The sequence below is a fragment of the Desulfobacterales bacterium genome, from assembly GCA_029211065.1.
Classification (GTDB): Bacteria; Desulfobacterota; Desulfobacteria; order Desulfobacterales; family JARGFK01; genus JARGFK01.
Window position 1 is genome coordinate 1 of record JARGFK010000107.1, and the last position, 15,567, is coordinate 15,567.

The 15,567-nt window shown below is 51.7% G+C and carries 13 protein-coding genes and 2 tRNA genes; 12 read left to right on the forward strand and 3 right to left on the reverse strand.

Annotated features, from left to right (window positions below; all coding sequences use genetic code 11):
- The 3 genes from P1P89_18520 to nagZ form a co-directional block, all read left to right on the forward strand.
- On the forward strand, positions 1-1,446 hold a 1,446-nt coding region (locus tag P1P89_18520; GenBank protein MDF1593508.1), incomplete at its 5' end, for an SDR family oxidoreductase.
- A gap of 138 nt (positions 1,447-1,584) precedes the next feature.
- On the forward strand, positions 1,585-2,589 hold the full coding sequence (mltG, locus tag P1P89_18525) for an endolytic transglycosylase MltG (protein ID MDF1593509.1): 1,005 nt from the start codon (positions 1,585-1,587) through the stop codon (positions 2,587-2,589).
- A 31-nt stretch (positions 2,590-2,620) separates the two neighbouring features.
- On the forward strand, positions 2,621-3,628 hold the full coding sequence (nagZ, locus tag P1P89_18530) for a beta-N-acetylhexosaminidase (protein ID MDF1593510.1): 1,008 nt from the start codon (positions 2,621-2,623) through the stop codon (positions 3,626-3,628).
- 199 nt (positions 3,629-3,827) lie between these two features.
- Here nagZ and tsaD read toward each other — a convergent pair whose 3' ends face one another.
- From tsaD to purM, 3 genes are all read right to left on the reverse strand, one after another.
- Positions 3,828-4,823: a tRNA (adenosine(37)-N6)-threonylcarbamoyltransferase complex transferase subunit TsaD gene (gene tsaD / locus P1P89_18535; protein ID MDF1593511.1), complete on the reverse strand. Its 996-nt coding sequence runs from the start codon at positions 4,821-4,823 to the stop codon at positions 3,828-3,830.
- A gap of 230 nt (positions 4,824-5,053) precedes the next feature.
- On the reverse strand, positions 5,054-6,883 hold the full coding sequence (locus P1P89_18540) for a glycosyl transferase (GenBank protein MDF1593512.1): 1,830 nt from the start codon (positions 6,881-6,883) through the stop codon (positions 5,054-5,056).
- On the reverse strand, positions 6,874-7,917 hold the full coding sequence (gene purM / locus P1P89_18545) for a phosphoribosylformylglycinamidine cyclo-ligase (protein ID MDF1593513.1): 1,044 nt from the start codon (positions 7,915-7,917) through the stop codon (positions 6,874-6,876). Before purM ends, P1P89_18540 begins: the two co-directional genes overlap by 10 nt.
- 288 nt (positions 7,918-8,205) lie before the next feature.
- On the opposite strand from purM, the gene alaC reads away from it, so the two are divergent.
- From alaC to P1P89_18590, 9 genes are all read left to right on the forward strand, one after another.
- Positions 8,206-9,372 (forward strand): alanine transaminase, encoded by a 1,167-nt coding sequence (alaC, locus tag P1P89_18550; GenBank protein ID MDF1593514.1) that lies wholly within the window; start codon positions 8,206-8,208, stop codon positions 9,370-9,372.
- Between the two features lie 15 nt (positions 9,373-9,387).
- Positions 9,388-10,704 (forward strand): homoserine dehydrogenase, encoded by a 1,317-nt coding sequence (locus P1P89_18555; protein ID MDF1593515.1) that lies wholly within the window; start codon positions 9,388-9,390, stop codon positions 10,702-10,704.
- Between the two features lie 252 nt (positions 10,705-10,956).
- On the forward strand, positions 10,957-11,562 hold the full coding sequence (gene thrH, locus P1P89_18560; protein ID MDF1593516.1) for a bifunctional phosphoserine phosphatase/homoserine phosphotransferase ThrH: 606 nt from the start codon (positions 10,957-10,959) through the stop codon (positions 11,560-11,562).
- Positions 11,563-11,781: 219 nt separating this feature from the next.
- Entirely contained in the window at positions 11,782-12,201 is a 420-nt protein-coding gene (locus tag P1P89_18565) for a thioesterase family protein (protein ID MDF1593517.1), read from the forward strand.
- Between the two features lie 311 nt (positions 12,202-12,512).
- The gene (gene rfaE1, locus P1P89_18570) at positions 12,513-13,955 is read left to right on the forward strand and encodes a D-glycero-beta-D-manno-heptose-7-phosphate kinase (protein MDF1593518.1); all 1,443 of its coding nucleotides are present in this window, start codon (positions 12,513-12,515) and stop codon (positions 13,953-13,955) included.
- Positions 13,956-14,116: 161 nt separating this feature from the next.
- The gene (locus tag P1P89_18575; protein MDF1593519.1) at positions 14,117-14,440 is read left to right on the forward strand and encodes a DUF167 domain-containing protein; all 324 of its coding nucleotides are present in this window, start codon (positions 14,117-14,119) and stop codon (positions 14,438-14,440) included.
- Between the two features lie 210 nt (positions 14,441-14,650).
- Positions 14,651-14,727, forward strand: a tRNA-Met gene (locus P1P89_18580).
- 89 nt (positions 14,728-14,816) lie between these two features.
- A tRNA-Cys gene (locus P1P89_18585) sits at positions 14,817-14,888 on the forward strand.
- Between the two features lie 137 nt (positions 14,889-15,025).
- Positions 15,026-15,469 carry an NfeD family protein gene (locus P1P89_18590; GenBank protein ID MDF1593520.1) on the forward strand — a complete coding sequence of 148 codons (444 nt, stop codon included), beginning with the start codon at positions 15,026-15,028 and terminating at the stop codon, positions 15,467-15,469.
- Positions 15,470-15,567: the final 98 nt, after the last annotated feature.

Consider the following 15,567-nt stretch of genomic DNA (forward strand, 5'->3'; position numbering starts at 1 on the left):
AGACCGCAACCGGAAATTGGAAAAATTCTTGTCACCGGCGCCACCGGTTATATTGGAGGACGATTGGTTCCCGAGCTGCTTGCCAGAGGATACCAAGTCCGGGTCATGGTAAGAGTGGCCTCTCCCGAACATAAGGAACGGTGGCCCAATGCTAAAATCGTTGGGGCGGATGCCATGGATGTGGACGGTCTGAGAAAAGCATTGGACGGAATTCACACGGCCTTTTATCTGATCCACTCGATGCTCTGTGGCCGGGAAGTATTTGAGTCCATAGAAATTCAAGCAGCCATAAATTTTGGGAAAACGGCTGGGCATAAAAATGTCAAGCGGATCATCTATCTTGGAGGACTTGGCGATATCCAAACGCCTCTTTCTCCGCATCTGAGAAGCAGGATGGCAGTTGCCGAGGAGCTCAAACGCGCAAACGCCCAGACGACGGTCCTTCGCGCGGCCATCATTATTGGTTCAGGAAGCGCCTCGTATGAACTTATCAAGCATCTGGCCAAAAATTTCCGCATCCTTCTCATCCCCTATTGGGCAAAGACTGAATGTCAGCCGATTGGAATTCGGGACGTAATCAAGTACCTTGTCGGCGTGCTTGAAACCCCCGAAACAGCCGGGAAAGCCTTTGATATCGGCGGGCGTGATATCCTGACCTATGAAATGATGCTGAGGATTCTATCCGATCTTTTGGGTAAAAAGAATATTTTCATACCGTCGCCATTGTCATGGATCGGACCCTACGCCTACCTGGCGAACCTTTTTACCCCGGTGCCCGGCCAAATCATCTGGTGTCTGCTTGAAGGCGTAAAAAACAGGGTCGTCTGTCAGAACAACGATATCGCCCGGTATTTGCCGTTCCAGCCTTTTTCAATTAAAGAGGCCGTCGTGAGGGCCATGACGCGGGATGAACAGGACAATGTGCATACAAGGTGGTCAGATGCCTACCCGCCCGCGCACTACCTGGCCATAAAGCTTCATGAGCTGGAACTGCCTCCCCGCTACATCAGTTCATACTCTCTCCTTACGGAGAAGAGCGCCCATTCCCTTTTCCGTCACATTTGCAGGATTGGGGGTAAAAAGGGCTGGTTTCACAATAACTGGATGTGGCGGTTAAGGGGTATCGTGGACCGGATCTTTATGGGAGTAGGCACCTTGCGCGGAAGAAGAAGTTACAGCGACTTGAGAATCAATGATGTGATTGACTTCTGGCGGGTCGAGGATCTAAAGCAGGACGAAAGGCTTCTCTTGCGAGCCGAGATGAAGTTGCCTGGCAAGGCATGGCTGGAGTTTCGCATCATTAGGGAAGAGGGCATAAATCGACTGTCTGTGAATGCCTATTATCAGCCCAAGGGCCTTACCGGAAAAATCTATTGGTACATGTTTCCGCCCTTTCACCATATCATCTTCAATGATCTAATAAAACAAATCGAAAAGAGTGAATAAAGAAGTTGCGCTCAATGGTTTTTCAATTATCTTTCCCGCCATTTTTAGGATGGTATGGAACTCTTTGGCTGAACAAATATATTATTCGCCATTATTCCGCCTTTGACAAAAAACGGGACTTTGGCATATGATTCCTTTGTGAAAAAAATATTTATCATCATTACATCTGCCCTTATTTTTTTTGTTGCCGCCGCTGCGGGCTTTTACCTGAGCCTTTTAAAGTTCGCAAAGCTGCCGGCCGGGGAAAGCGCCGTAGAGAAGGTCGTTGCGGTTAAACCGGGGGAAGGACTAAAATCGATTTCCCAACGCCTGTTTGAATACGGGATTATTCAAAGCCCTTTTAAATTTTCGTTTCTGGCGCGCATCAAGGGGTATGACAAGCGGGTTAAAGCCGGTGAATATCTGTTTTCCGCCAGGCTGACACCGGCCAAAATACTTGAAATGATGGTCACCGGTAAGGTGTTGCTTTATAAGGTCACCGCTCCGGAAGGCTACACCATGCGGCAGATCGCGGCAGTGGTGGCTGAAGCAGGCCTCACAAGTGCGCAGGACTTCCTGGCGGCGGCCGGTGATCCCGCCCGGGTAAAGACCGCGGGGATCAAGGCCGAGACCTTTGAAGGCTATCTGTTTCCGGATACGTATTATTTTCCCAAAGACATCGGCCCCGGGAAGATAGTGGACACCATGGTCCGCCGGTTTCTTTCGGTATTTCTGCCGGATTGGAAAAAGCGGGCTGATGCGTTGGGTTTTACCGTACATGAGATTGTGACGCTGGCCTCCATTATTGAAAAAGAGACCGGGTTGCCGGCCGAGCGCCCATTGATTTCGTCTGTTTTTCACAACCGGCTGAAAAAACGGATGCGGCTTGAAAGTGATCCCACCGTCATTTATGGTATCGAGGGGTTTAATGGAAACATAACCCGAAAAGATCTGGCAGCCGAGCGGCCCTACAATACCTATCGCATCAGGGGGCTGCCGCCCGGCCCGATTGCCAACCCGGGGGCCCGGGCGCTGGAAGCGGCCCTATATCCGGCTGATACCGATTACCTGTATTTTGTATCGAAAAATGACAGCTCCCATCAATTTTCCACGAACATGGCCGATCATAACCGGGCTGTGCGCAAATATCAGTTGAATCGATAAATCGCATTTGCGAGAGAAAGGACTTAAACCAATGGATGTTGAATCGTTATCAGCCGAACAGGCTGCCGGCCAGCGACTGATGGTGGGTTTCGAGGGGACTGAACTCAGCCAAACGCTGAAATTTTATATCGATACCCTTAAGGTCGGCGGTGTGATCCTGTTTACGCAAAATATCGACAGTCCCGGGCAGATCACGCAGCTTTGCCAATCGATTCAGGAATACGCCCGCCGGAGCGGCCAGCCGTCTCTTTTTGTCGCCATTGACCAGGAAGGCGGAACAGTGGCGCGGCTCAAAACGCCCTTTACCCAGTTTGCCGGGAATCCGGCCATGGAGGGAGTGGACGATGCGGCTGAATTCGGGCGGGTGACGGCGGCCGAATTGGCGGCTATCGGGGTGAACATGAACCTGGCACCGGTCCTGGATGTCGTGCCGGAAGGGTTTGGCGGCATCATGGCCGAGAGGGTCTTCGGACCCGACCCGGATTGGGTTTCCGAACTCGGTCTGACGGTCATTTCACACCTTCAGCAGCGAAACATAATGGCGGTTGCCAAACACTTTCCCGGTATCGGCCGGACCACCCTGGATTCGCATGGGGACAGACCCGTCCTGGATGCGGAATTCAACGACCTGAACCGATTCGATCTGGTGCCGTTTAAAAACGCCGTTGCCAACCACGTGGCCGGCATGATGCTTTCCCATGTTGTCTATACCCGAATCGACGATGCCTGGCCCGCAAGTCTATCGGTGGAGATTGCAAAGAATCTGCTGCGAAAGCGGCTTGGGTTCGAGGGGGTCATCCTGACCGATGATCTGGACATGGGGGCCATCGTAAAATATTACGATATCCATACGGTCATGGAAAGGATCATCGCAGCGGGCATCGACATCACCCTCATCTGCCACGAAGGGCCTCGAATAGAAACGGCTTTTGAAATCCTGCTGAAGGGTTATGCGGATAAGACCATTGATGCCCGGGAGGGGACTGAAGCGGTCCGGAGAATATTGAAGCTGAAAAGAAAGTACCTGGCGGCAGTTTAAAAATACAAATTCCAAAGACCAAATTACAAACAAACCTCAAATTTTAATGTTCAATGACCAAAACTTTTCACAACGAAAAATTGTTTGGATTTTCGAATTTTGGTCATTGGAATTTATTTGATATTTGGAAGTTGATATTTGTAATTTCAGCAAGTGTATGAAATTCCAGTAAGGCTAATCCACGCCGGGGCAGGCTTCTTTACTTTACCCTTGAATAAACATCCGCTTGCATATCCGAGACCCGGCCTGCTTTCAGATAGTGATACCCCGCGGCTGCGATCATGGCGGCGTTGTCGCCGCAAAGCGCCAGGGGCGGCAGGTGAACCGTGAGCCCTTCCCGGGCGGCATCCATCCGGATGCGCTCGCGAAGCCGGCTGTTGGCGGCCACACCGCCCCCCAGCGCAAGATGTTGACACCCCTTTTGCAGACAGGCATGGACGGCCTTAAAGGTCAGTACGTCCACTACCGCTTCCTGGAAGCCGGCCACAATATCGGCCAGCTGCGCTTTGTATTTTTCCGGATGGGTTTGGATGTAACGGTTGACCGCTGTTTTAATGCCGCTGAAACTGAATTCAAAACCGGATTTGTCCAGGAAGGCGCGGGGAAATTCAATTTTTGCGGGGTCCCCGGCGCGGGCCAGCTCGTCGATGGCAACCCCGCCGGGATATCCCAGCGCCAGCATTTTGGCAACCTTGTCAAAGGCTTCTCCGGCCGCATCATCCCGGGTCTGGCCCAGCAGGTCCATCTCTAAATAATCGGTGACATAATAAAGATTGGTGTGCCCGCCGGATACCAGCAGGGAAATAAACGGAAACGGCGGCGGGGAAGGCTGCAAAAAGACCGAATGGATATGGCCTTGCAGATGATTGACGCCGATCCAGGGAAGCGCAAGGGCGTAAGCCAGGGCCTTGGCATAAGAAAAACCGACCAGGAGGGAGCCGATCAGCCCGGGACCCTGGGTGACGGCAAGACCGTCCAGTTGACCCAGCCCGACATCGGCCTTGTCGAGGGCTTCGGTGACCACCGGAACGATGGCCTCAATATGCTTGCGGGACGCAAGCTCCGGTACGACGCCGCCATAACGGTGGTGGACGTCGATCTGGGAAGCCACGACCGAGGATAAGATCCGGGTTCCATCAACCACTACGGCTGCTGCGGTTTCATCGCAGGAGGTTTCTATTCCAAGTATTCGCATAAAATCTTAAGGTTCTTTTTCTAATTAGTTGGCAGAAAGAGATCCAGGATTTGAGGGTACATAAGCTATGAACGTTTAAGGACTGGGCGCAAGGTGCACGGCACAAGGCGCATGGAAAAAGTTCCCTTCTTTTTCGTGCGCCGTTCGCCCTGAGCCGTTAGCCATGTTCTGATCTAATCGCATATCTTTTCTTACTTAACAACTCATCAGCTTATCAGCTCATACGCCCATCAGCTTTCCAGATCGACATCGTCAATGTGAATGGAGAACCGCTTTAAAAAAAGGCGGTTTTCCCTGCAGTAGTCGACAACCTGATGAAACTTTTCCGGATCTTTGTGGTGATAAGATATCAGCACGCCGCCGAACCCGAGTTTTTTTTGCAGCGCGGCCAGGTCGGCAAATGTACCCCAAACGGGATAGCCCTGGAATTTTTTGCCGGCTTTCAAGGGATCGTCATCGATGAATCCCATGGGCTTTATGTTGAGCCGTTGATTATTGAGCAGTTCACGCATCAGGATTTCACCGCCGCGGCCGGCGCCATAAATCAAGACCGTATCTCCGCGCAAAGCTTTGCGTTTAAAGCTTTCCGTAAGGAGGCGGAACGAGCCGCGGGTGCCCAGCAGCAGTCCGGTAGTCAAGACCCAGTCGATGATGAAGATGCCCTTTGAAAAGTCTCTGAAGCGGAATATAAATGTGACCACCGCAACCGAAAGGAGCGATGCGACGGCTGAGGCCTTTAAGTATACAACCACATCGTTGGCGCCCATGTATCGCCAGATGCCGCGATAGATCCCAATGGCAAAAAACGCCAGGAGCTTGCAGGCGATCACTGCGGGCAATGACTGCAAAAAAACCCTGAAATAATAGGGAAATTGATCTGAATCAAACCGGAGGCGATACGACAGATAATAGCTGAATGCGATCAGGAACAAATCCAGGAGGACCAGCAGCATCTGGCGTTTATAGGTCAGCTCCACCAGCATGGGGGTAAAGGTGCGGTCCCGCAGACGTGAAAACTCTTTCTCGGGATATACGCGCAACTGGGCCAGATAAACGCCCATGAGCAGAATGGACAGAGCCAGCGGAATAATGACTACGGGCGAAGTCAGGGTGTCGGTTTTGCTCACAAAAAGGGCGGCCAAACCGGACACGGCCGCAGTGCCGTATAAAAACAGGACGGCCCTTTTTTCACTGAAGCCCATCAGTACCAGGCGATGCGAGGTATGGTCCTTGCCCCCCACGGAGGCTTTGCGGCCGCTTAAAACTCGAATGAGCGTCACCAGGGTGGTATCGAAAATGGGAACCATCAAGACCATAATCGGCACCGCAATTGCGGACAGCCGATTGTCGCCGCCTGATCCGGAATAATGGAGCCCCAGGATCGCCAGGGTAAATCCGATCAGAAGGCTGCCGCAATCGCCCATGAAGATGGAAGCGGGGTTAAAGTTGTAAAACAGGAAAGCCGCCAGCGATCCGGCTAGAATCATGGCGACAAGGGCGGCTTCCGGCTGGGAGCCCGCGAATAACACCGCCAGATAGGACGCTGCCACCAATCCGATGCCGGCGCAAAGGCCGTCCATGTTGTCCAGCAGGTTGAAGGCGTTGGTGATGCCGATGATCCAGAGTATGGTCAGGGTGGTGTCGATGGTCAGGGATGTGACCCACTGGAGCCGAAACCCCAGGAAGGTCACGATGGATGCCGCCAGAATCTGGCCGATCAGCTTGGTATGCGGCTTGATATGGATGAAATCATCAATCAGCCCCAGCATAAACAAAAGGAGGGTTCCCATGGAGATGACCGTAGCGATGGCGGGCGGGTGCCCCCCCCTGGTGATGGATGTCAACGCAGGCCGGAGCGAAGCATAGTCGGACAAAAAAAACAGGGGAACGACGATGCCGGTGAAAATGGCAATGCCGCCGAGCAGCGCCGTGGGCTTTTTGTGCCAGCGCTCTTTTTGGGGATACGCCATCCAGCCTTTACGAACGGAGAGAGCGCGAACCAGCGGCGTCAATGCCAGGCAAATCGCAAAAGCTGAAATGGGATAGAGGATTAAACCCATGACAGTCGGTTGCGTGAACTTTTGCGTTCGACAATTTCACCGATAATGAAAGCGCGTTCGTTCATGCCGTTGAGCCGTTCGTAGATGTCCTGGGCGTGTTTTTCAGGCACGACGGCTATCAGACCGATGCCGTTGTTGAAGGTCCGCAGCATTTCCGGCGTGGCAACATTGCCCCCTTTTTGCAGAAAGTGGAAAACAGGGGGAACCTCCCAGCTGTCTTTGCGGATAAGCACTTTACAGCCTTGGGGAATAATTCGCAGGAGGTTGTCGGTTATGCCGCCGCCGGTAATATGGGCCAGTCCCAAGACCGGCAGATCCCGGATGATGTTCTGGATGGTCTCGGAATATATCTTGGTGGGAGTGAGCAGTTCTTCACCCAGGGTGCGGCCGAACTCCGGGATATTGGCTTCAGGCGTCAATTTGAGTACATCAAAGCAGATTTTGCGTGCCAGGGAGTATCCGTTGCTGTGAAGACCGCTGGAAGCGATGCCGATGAGGATGTTGCCGACATGAATTTCGGAACCGCCAATAATTTTGTCATTATCCACAATACCCACTGAAAACCCGGCCAGGTCATATTCGCCTTTTTTGTAGAGGCCCGGCATTTCAGCGGTTTCGCCGCCGAGAAGGGCGCATTTGGCGATCTGACAGCCCCGGCCGATACCGGTGATGATTTCGGTAAAAACTCTTTTTTTCAGCTTGCCGACTGAAAAATAATCGAGGAAGAAAAGGGGCTTGGCGCCCTGGACGGCCACATCGTTGACGCACATGGCCACGAGGTCAATGCCGATGGTGTCATGCTTGTCCATCATGAAGGCGATTTTGAGTTTGGTTCCGACGCCGTCGGTGGAACTGACGAGGACGGGTCGTTCGATATTGGCGATATTCAGGGAAAAAAGACCGCCAAAACCACCAATTTCGCCAAGGACCCCCGAACTGCGGGTCTTTTTGGCAATTTTTTCAATCGTCGCGATTAATTTATTGGCCTTGTCGATATCGACTCCGGCATCCGCATATGTTAACGATTTGCTCATATTGTCTCCTGAAATTTAAATAGGGGTATCGACCTGTCTGCAGCGGTTTTTAAATGGCTTCTAAAAACGCTTGGCAGAATCCGATTTTATGGGGCCTCTTTCCAACTTCCTGATTCCATGAAGGCCTCCGGTGAAACGCCGACAGCTTAAAGTCCCGTAATAAATCTAAAAAAAATTAAACCGGTTTAGGGTAAAAGTCAAAACAAATTTTGACATCGCCCCAATCGTGTTGTAATGATACACCATTCTCATTTTTAGGACGCCATTTTTTTTGAAAGGTTAATTTCGATGACGCAATTTGCACGACTGGACCGGCTCCCGCCCTATGTGTTCGCCACGGTCAACAATATCAAGATGGAGGCCAGGCGGGCGGGCGAAGACATCATAGATCTGGGTATGGGAAATCCGGACATGGGAACGCCGCCCCATATTGTGGAAAAGCTTGTAGAAGCTTCACAGAAGCCCCACAATCACCGCTATTCAGCTTCCATGGGGATTACCCGGCTGCGGGTGGCCATCGCCGACTGGTACAAACGACGCTATGATGTCGATATCGATCCCGAAAGCGAAGCCATCGTTACCATCGGTGTGAAAGAGGGGATGTCGCACCTGGTTCTGGTGACCATCCGTCCCGGGGATGTGGTCTTTACGCCGAACCCGACCTATCCCATACATCCGTATTCCGCCATTATAGCCGGCGGTGATGTTCGCGGGATCCCGCTGGGACCGGACTGTGACTTTTTCGACAACCTGATTCAAGCGACCCGGCAAACCTGGCCCCGGCCCAAACTGTTGATAATCAGCTATCCCCACAACCCCACCACAGAGGTGGTCAATCTTGAATTTTTTGAAAAGATCGTCGCCTATGCCAAGGAACACGGCATTATGGTCATCCACGATTTTGCTTACGCAGACCTTGTCTTTGACGGCTACACCGCACCCAGCTTTCTGCAGGCCAAAGGGGCCAAGGATGTGGGGGTGGAGTTTTTCTCCCTGTCAAAAAGCTATAACATGCCGGGCTGGCGCGTGGGCTTTTGCGTGGGCAACAAAGAGACGGTGGCGGCCCTGCGGCGTATTAAAAGCTACCTCGACTACGGTATTTTCCAGCCGATTCAGATCGCATCCATTATCGCCATGAACGGCCCCCAGGATTGCGTGTCGGAAATCCGTGAGACGTATCGCGAGAGAAGGGATGCGCTGGTATCGGGGCTCAACCGGGCCGGCTGGCATATCAACAGCCCCAAAGGGACCATGTTTGTATGGGCTAAAATCCCCGAACAGTTCAGGAAAATGGGGTCGGTGGAATTTGCCAAGTTTTTGATCAAAGAGGCCCAGGTGGCGGTTTCTCCGGGGCTCGGTTTTGGTGAATACGGCGATGAATATGTCCGCTTCGCCCTGATTGAAAATAACATGCGCATCAATCAGGCACTGCGGGGCATTCGCAAGGTTATGTGAGGAGGAACGGGTTTTATGAAAAAGATTCACGTCGGTCTGCTGGGTTGCGGCACCGTGGGCACCGGTGTTGCCAGGCTCCTGCTGGACAACCGGGAACTGATCCGCTCCCGGGTGGGGGCTGAGATCATTCTGAAACGGGTGGCGGACATCGATCCGGACAGGGACCGGGGGGTGCGTTTCGATGACGGCGTCATGACTACGGATGCCCGGCAGGTGGTCGATGATCCCCAGATCGATATCATTCTGGAAATGATCGGGGGCGAAGGGATCGCCAAAGACCTGATATTGCGCGCCATCGAAAACGGCAAACCAGTGGTTACGGCCAACAAGGCGCTATTGGCCAAGCAGGGCAATACCATCCTCAAGGCCGCCGCGCAAAAAGGGGTCGATCTTGCGTTTGAAGCCAGCGTCGGCGGATGCATGCCGGTGGTAAAAACCATTCGGGAATCCCTTGCGGCCAATCGGATCAAGTCGATGATCGGCATTCTCAACGGCACCTGCAATTATATATTTACCAAAATTACCCATGAAAAAAGCACCTTTGCCGCCGCCCTGGCGGAAGCCCAGGCCGGCGGGTTTGCCGAGGCCGATCCGACCCTGGATGTGGAAGGATTCGATACGGCCCACAAACTGGCGATTTTATCATCCCTGGCATATGGCATGGAGCTCAATTTTGACGATATCTACATCGAGGGGATTTCAGCGATAACCCCTATGGATATTGAATTTGCAGAGCAGTTCGGGTACCGGATCAAGCTGCTGGCCATCAGCAAGGATAAGGGCGATGCGGTTGAAGCGCGGGTGCATCCCACCATGATCCCCATCGACAATATCCTGTCAAATGTGGACGGCACCCTCAACGCGCTGACGATCACCTCGGACGCCAGCGGTGATATCCTGCTTTCCGGCCATGGCGCCGGGATGATGCCCACTGCCAGCGCGGTGCTCAGCGATACGGTGGATCTGGCCCGCAATCTGATGTGCGGGTCTGTGGGACGGGTTCCGCTCCTTTCCTTTCAAACCGACAGAATCCGCAAGGTTCCGGTCTTGTCGGTGGAAGAAATTTTTACCCACTATTATATTCGCTTCTCCGCCCTGGACCAACCCGGCGTTTTGTCCAAGATATCCGGCATACTGGGGGAACATGACATCAGCATCAAGTCGGTCCATCAAAAGGGCCGCAAAACAAACGGGTCCGTACCGCTTGTGATGGTGACGCACCTGGCCAAGGAAGCGGATGTGAAAAAAGCCCTGTTTAAGATGACCTCCCTGTCGGCGGTCAGTGCCCGGCCGGTCGTCATCCGGATCGAAGATGAAGAAGGCCAGGATTAGATGGTTGTCTTTTGGTCTAATATAACAGTAAATGTTTGTCAGAAGCTGATGAATCGGTTATTAAGCCGGTATCTGCACGAAGCAATTTGGAATGATGGAATAACGGATTAATGGAGTAAAAGGTTATCTGCAATATTCCATTATTCCAATACTCCTGTATGCTTAAATTCTAAATATGTATCGGAATTGGATGTATTTTCTTGCTTTCAAGATTGTTCTGAACACCACTTTTTTATGAATGGATAACGCTTTATGTATATTGTCTGCTCGGATTTGGAGGGTGTTTTTGTACCGGAAATATGGATCAGCGTGGCCCAAAAAACAGGGATCGAAGCGCTGAAGCTCACCACGCGTGATGAACCTGACTATGATATCCTCATGCAAAGGCGGATCGCCATCCTCAAGGAAAACAAACTGAAACTGGCCGATATCACCGGAGTCATCAGCGGCATGGACCCCCTGGATGGCGCGCTGGAATTTTTAGACTGGCTGAGATCCACCGCCCAGGTCATCGTTCTTTCAGATACGTTTGTTGAATTTGCCGGTCCGCTCATGCAAAAACTCAACCGGCCGACCCTGTTCTGCAACTCCCTGAAAGTGGACAGCGACGGCGCCATCAGCGGATATGTCCTGCGCCAGCCGGACGGCAAACGCAAGGCCATTGTGGCGCTCAAGAGTCTCAACTACCAGGTCCTCGCCATGGGGGATTCTTATAATGATATTACCATGATCCAGGCAGCCGACACGGGCATCCTCTTTCGGCCGCCCCAGAATGTACGGGCGGAATACCCGGACCTGCCGGTGGCCGATGCTTATAAAGATCTGAAAAAGCTGATGCAACCGATTTTGGGAAAATGAAGGGATTACAGGTGTCAGAGGTCGGAGGTCAGGGGAAATAGGCTATAAAGCTGGGAAGCTGGGAAGTTTATAAGGAAATTTCTGCATCATAGCATCCAAGCATCCTGGCCTCCAAGCGAAACGCATGGCGTTTCCAAACCCTTCTTTCTACCAGATTGGGAGCAGGCTGATAATTTTCATCAAAACCGCTTAACAGAACGGAACTAATAAAAGAACGACATGCTTTGCCATCGAACCACCAGCCGGGTCATATACGGCGATACCGACAACATGGGCGTGGCCTATTACGCCAATTATTTGCGCTGGTTTGAAGTGGGCCGCACCGAGATGTTCAGGTTCCTGGGCATCACCTACAAGTCCATTGAAACCAAAGGCGTTTATCTGCCGGTTTCCGAGGCTTTCTGCAAATACAAATCGCCGGCCCGCTATGACGACCTGATTGTGATTGAAACCACCCTGGACACCGGTGTCCGGGCGGGGTTCAAATTTGATTACAGCATATTTCGAGAGGACGGTAAAAAGCTCCTGGTGCAGGGGTACACGAAGCACGCCTGCCTTAACGGCAGCGGCAAAGTCATACGTCCCCCGACATTTTTACTGGAGTTGATTGCCGCCCACAGCAAAGAAGCCTGCGCCTGAACCTTGTAAAATCCCCCCATCCCCCCTTTTTTAAAGGGGGGCGAGGGGGGATTTTAAATGTTTCGATTGCAAAACTTTTCTGCCAGTTCATAAGACAATTTCTTAAAGTCTTTCATTATAACAAGAAGTCATTTTTTCAAAAATACTCCCAAAGGTGAGGCCTTTGAAAAATGCACAATTTCGTTTAAGTTCAAGGAAGACGAAAATTTTAACCACAGGAATACCGGGTGTATTTCGAGGATTAAAATTTGAGTCTGACGCTGAAATTGAGCGAAAGGGGGCGTTATGCAAAGCTCTCAAGGTGTAGACTCATGGACTTATTAAAATTCAGCGGTTGCAACATACTGGTGATCGGCGATCTGATTATCGATGAATATATCTGGGGCGAGGTGGAGCGGATATCGCCGGAGGCGCCGGTTCAGGTCGTTTCGGTTAAATCCGAAGGCTATACCCTGGGGGGCGCCGGCAATGTAGTGAATAATCTCAGAAGCCTGGGGGCAGGCGTTTCCGTTATGGGGGTTATCGGCAGCGGGAGCCATGGCGACCTCATGCTCAAAAAGTTTGCAGACCTGGGTGTCGACACCGGCGCGGTCATACGGGAGAAAGATCGGCCCACCACGCGCAAAACCCGCGTGATTGCGGCCAGCCAGCAGGTCCTGCGCATCGATCACGAAACCCGCCGGGAGATTTCCGCCCAAACCTTCTTAAAGCTGACCGACGACCTGGAAGCCGGCATCGCTGCGGCCGATATGGTCCTTATTTCGGATTACGGCAAAGGGGTGGTGACGCCGGCGCTGTTTAGCCGGATAATTGAAATTGCACGGGGCCTGGGGAAAAGGACGGTTGCCGATCCCAAAGGGATTCATTTCGACAAGTATAACGGCGTGACCCTGCTGACACCGAACCTGAAAGAGGCGGCCCTGGCAGCGGGAATAGAGATGATAACGCCGGCAACGCCTATTGAAGCCGGTGAGCGGCTGCTTAAAACCCTCAAAATTGAAAATCTTCTGATTACCTGCGGCAAAGACGGCATGGTGTTGTTTGAAAAAGGCGAGGAGCCTTTTCAGATCCGGGCCGAAGCCCGCCAGGTGTTTGATGTCTCCGGCGCCGGCGATACCGTTCTGGCGGTCCTGGGGCTGGCGCTGGCCGCAGGGGCATCGTTAAGGTCGGCGGCCGGGGTTGCCAATACGGCCGCCGGCATCGTTGTGGGCAAGGTGGGGACGGCAACCGTGTCGCCCAAAGAGCTGGCCGACGCAATCAACCCGCCGGATGACGCTGCCGCCCGGAAGCATAAAAGCTTGTCGGAACTTGCTGAGATAGTCGGTGAGCTTCAAAAGCAGGGAAAAAAAATCGTTTTGACCAACGGCTGTTTTGATCTGCTGCATGCCGGGCACATCCGGCTCTTTCAAGCGTCGCGACAGTTGGGCGATGTGCTGATTGTCGCCCTTGATGATGATGCCTCAGTTAAAAAACTCAAAGGGGCCGGCCGGCCGGTCCTGCTGGCCCAGGAGCGGGTCCGGATCCTGAGCGCACTGGACAGCATTGATTATGTGGTGGTTTTTGCCGATGCGGAACTGCCCCGGCTGATTGAAAGCCTGCGCCCCGACATTCTCACCAAAGGGAGCAACTATGAGGCGGCCGAGGTATTCGGACACGACCTGGTGGAAAAGCACGGCGGCCGGGTGGCCCTGGTAAAGGTTACCGAGGAAATCTCATCCAGCCGCATTATTGATGCCATTAAAAAGGGGGGATGAAAAGAACCCGGCTAACGGCTCAGGGCTTACGGCGAAGGGAAAAGAGGGGGGCTTTCCGTGTGCCATGAGCCTTGCGCCTGTCTCTTAAATTTTGAAAACATAATGGCTTATCTGCTGTTTTCGACCCTTGACCCCCTGGAATCCTGGAACCCTCTATTAAGATGTTTGCCATTACCGAAAAACCCGAAGGGCTCGTCTTTAAAATTTTTGTGCAGCCCAAGGCATCCAAGAACATGATAGCGGGCCTTTATGGTGACGCCCTCAAAATAAAACTGACCGCCCCGCCGGTGGAAGGGGCCGCCAACCGGATGTGCCTTAAATACCTGGCAAAATGCCTCAAAATCCCCCCGGCTTCACTTGAAATTCTTTCCGGCCACAGCAGCCGCACCAAGCGAATCCTGCTTCGCTATGAAAACGATAATGGTTCCAAAACAGAAAAAAAGCGCATTATGGAAAAGGTGATGGGACTGCTGCCGGGGTCGTAACTTTTCTCCCAATTAATCCCCCCGCTTTTTGTTGGTTTCCCAGCATCCTGCCTTATAGCCTCCTGCTTTCCAGCCTATTTGCATTTCACTTGAACCCCGGACCCCTCGGCTCCTTGAATCTTTTCAGGATTATCGACTAATTTGGAGATGATCCTGAATTAATTGCACTTGACAGACGTCTTTAATTCAGTTAAAAGTTCAATTCTTCAATGCGGGGTGGAGCAGTCTGGTAGCTCGTCGGGCTCATAACCCGAAGGTCGTTGGTTCGAATCCAGCCCCCGCTACCATAATAATAACAGGGACTTAGATCATTCCTAAGCCCCTTTTTTTATGCCGATATTCAGCCAGTATCAAAAAGGTATGGTTACAATTATATGGCGGCATAGCCAAGTGGTAAGGCAGCGGATTGCAACTCCGTAATCCCCTGGCTCGACTCCGGGTGCCGCCTTCATAAATCACAAAAGATTGGCTAAACAGACGGTCCCTCTTTAATTGCAGATTCTTCCAATTCTACTGTCCATGCAGATCCTGAATCAACGGTAAAAACCCAATGGTTTACACTTTTCAGCCTCTAAATATGTAACGATGAAACTTAACAATAAGTTCTTAAGGCGTTCACTTCGGGTTATTTTTAGGTATGCGCTTTTTCAATTACCGGACCTCTTTATACTGATTTTAATCTTACTCATTCTGCAGCATTTTCTGAAAATACACGGGTATGCGATATTAATTATCATAGGTATTTGGATTTTAAAAGACATCGCTCTATATCCGTTTATTGGCCGCTTTTATGATCCAGATTACCAGAAAGACTGGTTTTCAATGGTGGGTAAAAAAGGAATTGTAAAGAAATCGCTTAAACCAAAAGGTAAAATTCTTGTAAAGGGAGAGTTGTGGAAAGCCGAAGTAGTGGAAAAGGACATAACAATTCATAGCGGTGAAACGGTTGTGGTTCAGGGAATTAAAGGTCTAAATCTGTTGGTTGTGCCAGAAATTTCGCAGAAAACCCTAACTAATGATCCTGCTTAATGGTTAAACTAATAATTCTTTTAAGTGGGTATGCACTTTACTCAACCGACCACATGGTGTAGTATGCGGTTATGGAGGAGCCAAGACACCCTGTTGCT

What these genes read in the sequence shown, in the direction of transcription:
- purM (MDF1593513.1), bottom strand. Translation starts at nt 7,917, where the DNA reads ATGAGCAAATCGTTAACATATGCGGATGCCGGAGTCGATATCGACAAG.
- nagZ (MDF1593510.1), top strand. Translation starts at nt 2,621, where the DNA reads ATGGATGTTGAATCGTTATCAGCCGAACAGGCTGCCGGCCAGCGACTG.
- thrH (MDF1593516.1), top strand. Translation starts at nt 10,957, where the DNA reads ATGTATATTGTCTGCTCGGATTTGGAGGGTGTTTTTGTACCGGAAATA.
- P1P89_18540 (MDF1593512.1), bottom strand. Translation starts at nt 6,883, where the DNA reads ATGGGTTTAATCCTCTATCCCATTTCAGCTTTTGCGATTTGCCTGGCA.
- P1P89_18555 (MDF1593515.1), top strand. Translation starts at nt 9,388, where the DNA reads ATGAAAAAGATTCACGTCGGTCTGCTGGGTTGCGGCACCGTGGGCACC.
- P1P89_18575 (MDF1593519.1), top strand. Translation starts at nt 14,117, where the DNA reads ATGTTTGCCATTACCGAAAAACCCGAAGGGCTCGTCTTTAAAATTTTT.
- alaC (MDF1593514.1), top strand. Translation starts at nt 8,206, where the DNA reads ATGACGCAATTTGCACGACTGGACCGGCTCCCGCCCTATGTGTTCGCC.
- P1P89_18565 (MDF1593517.1), top strand. Translation starts at nt 11,782, where the DNA reads ATGCTTTGCCATCGAACCACCAGCCGGGTCATATACGGCGATACCGAC.
- tsaD (MDF1593511.1), bottom strand. Translation starts at nt 4,823, where the DNA reads ATGCGAATACTTGGAATAGAAACCTCCTGCGATGAAACCGCAGCAGCC.
- rfaE1 (MDF1593518.1), top strand. Translation starts at nt 12,513, where the DNA reads ATGGACTTATTAAAATTCAGCGGTTGCAACATACTGGTGATCGGCGAT.
- P1P89_18590 (MDF1593520.1), top strand. Translation starts at nt 15,026, where the DNA reads ATGAAACTTAACAATAAGTTCTTAAGGCGTTCACTTCGGGTTATTTTT.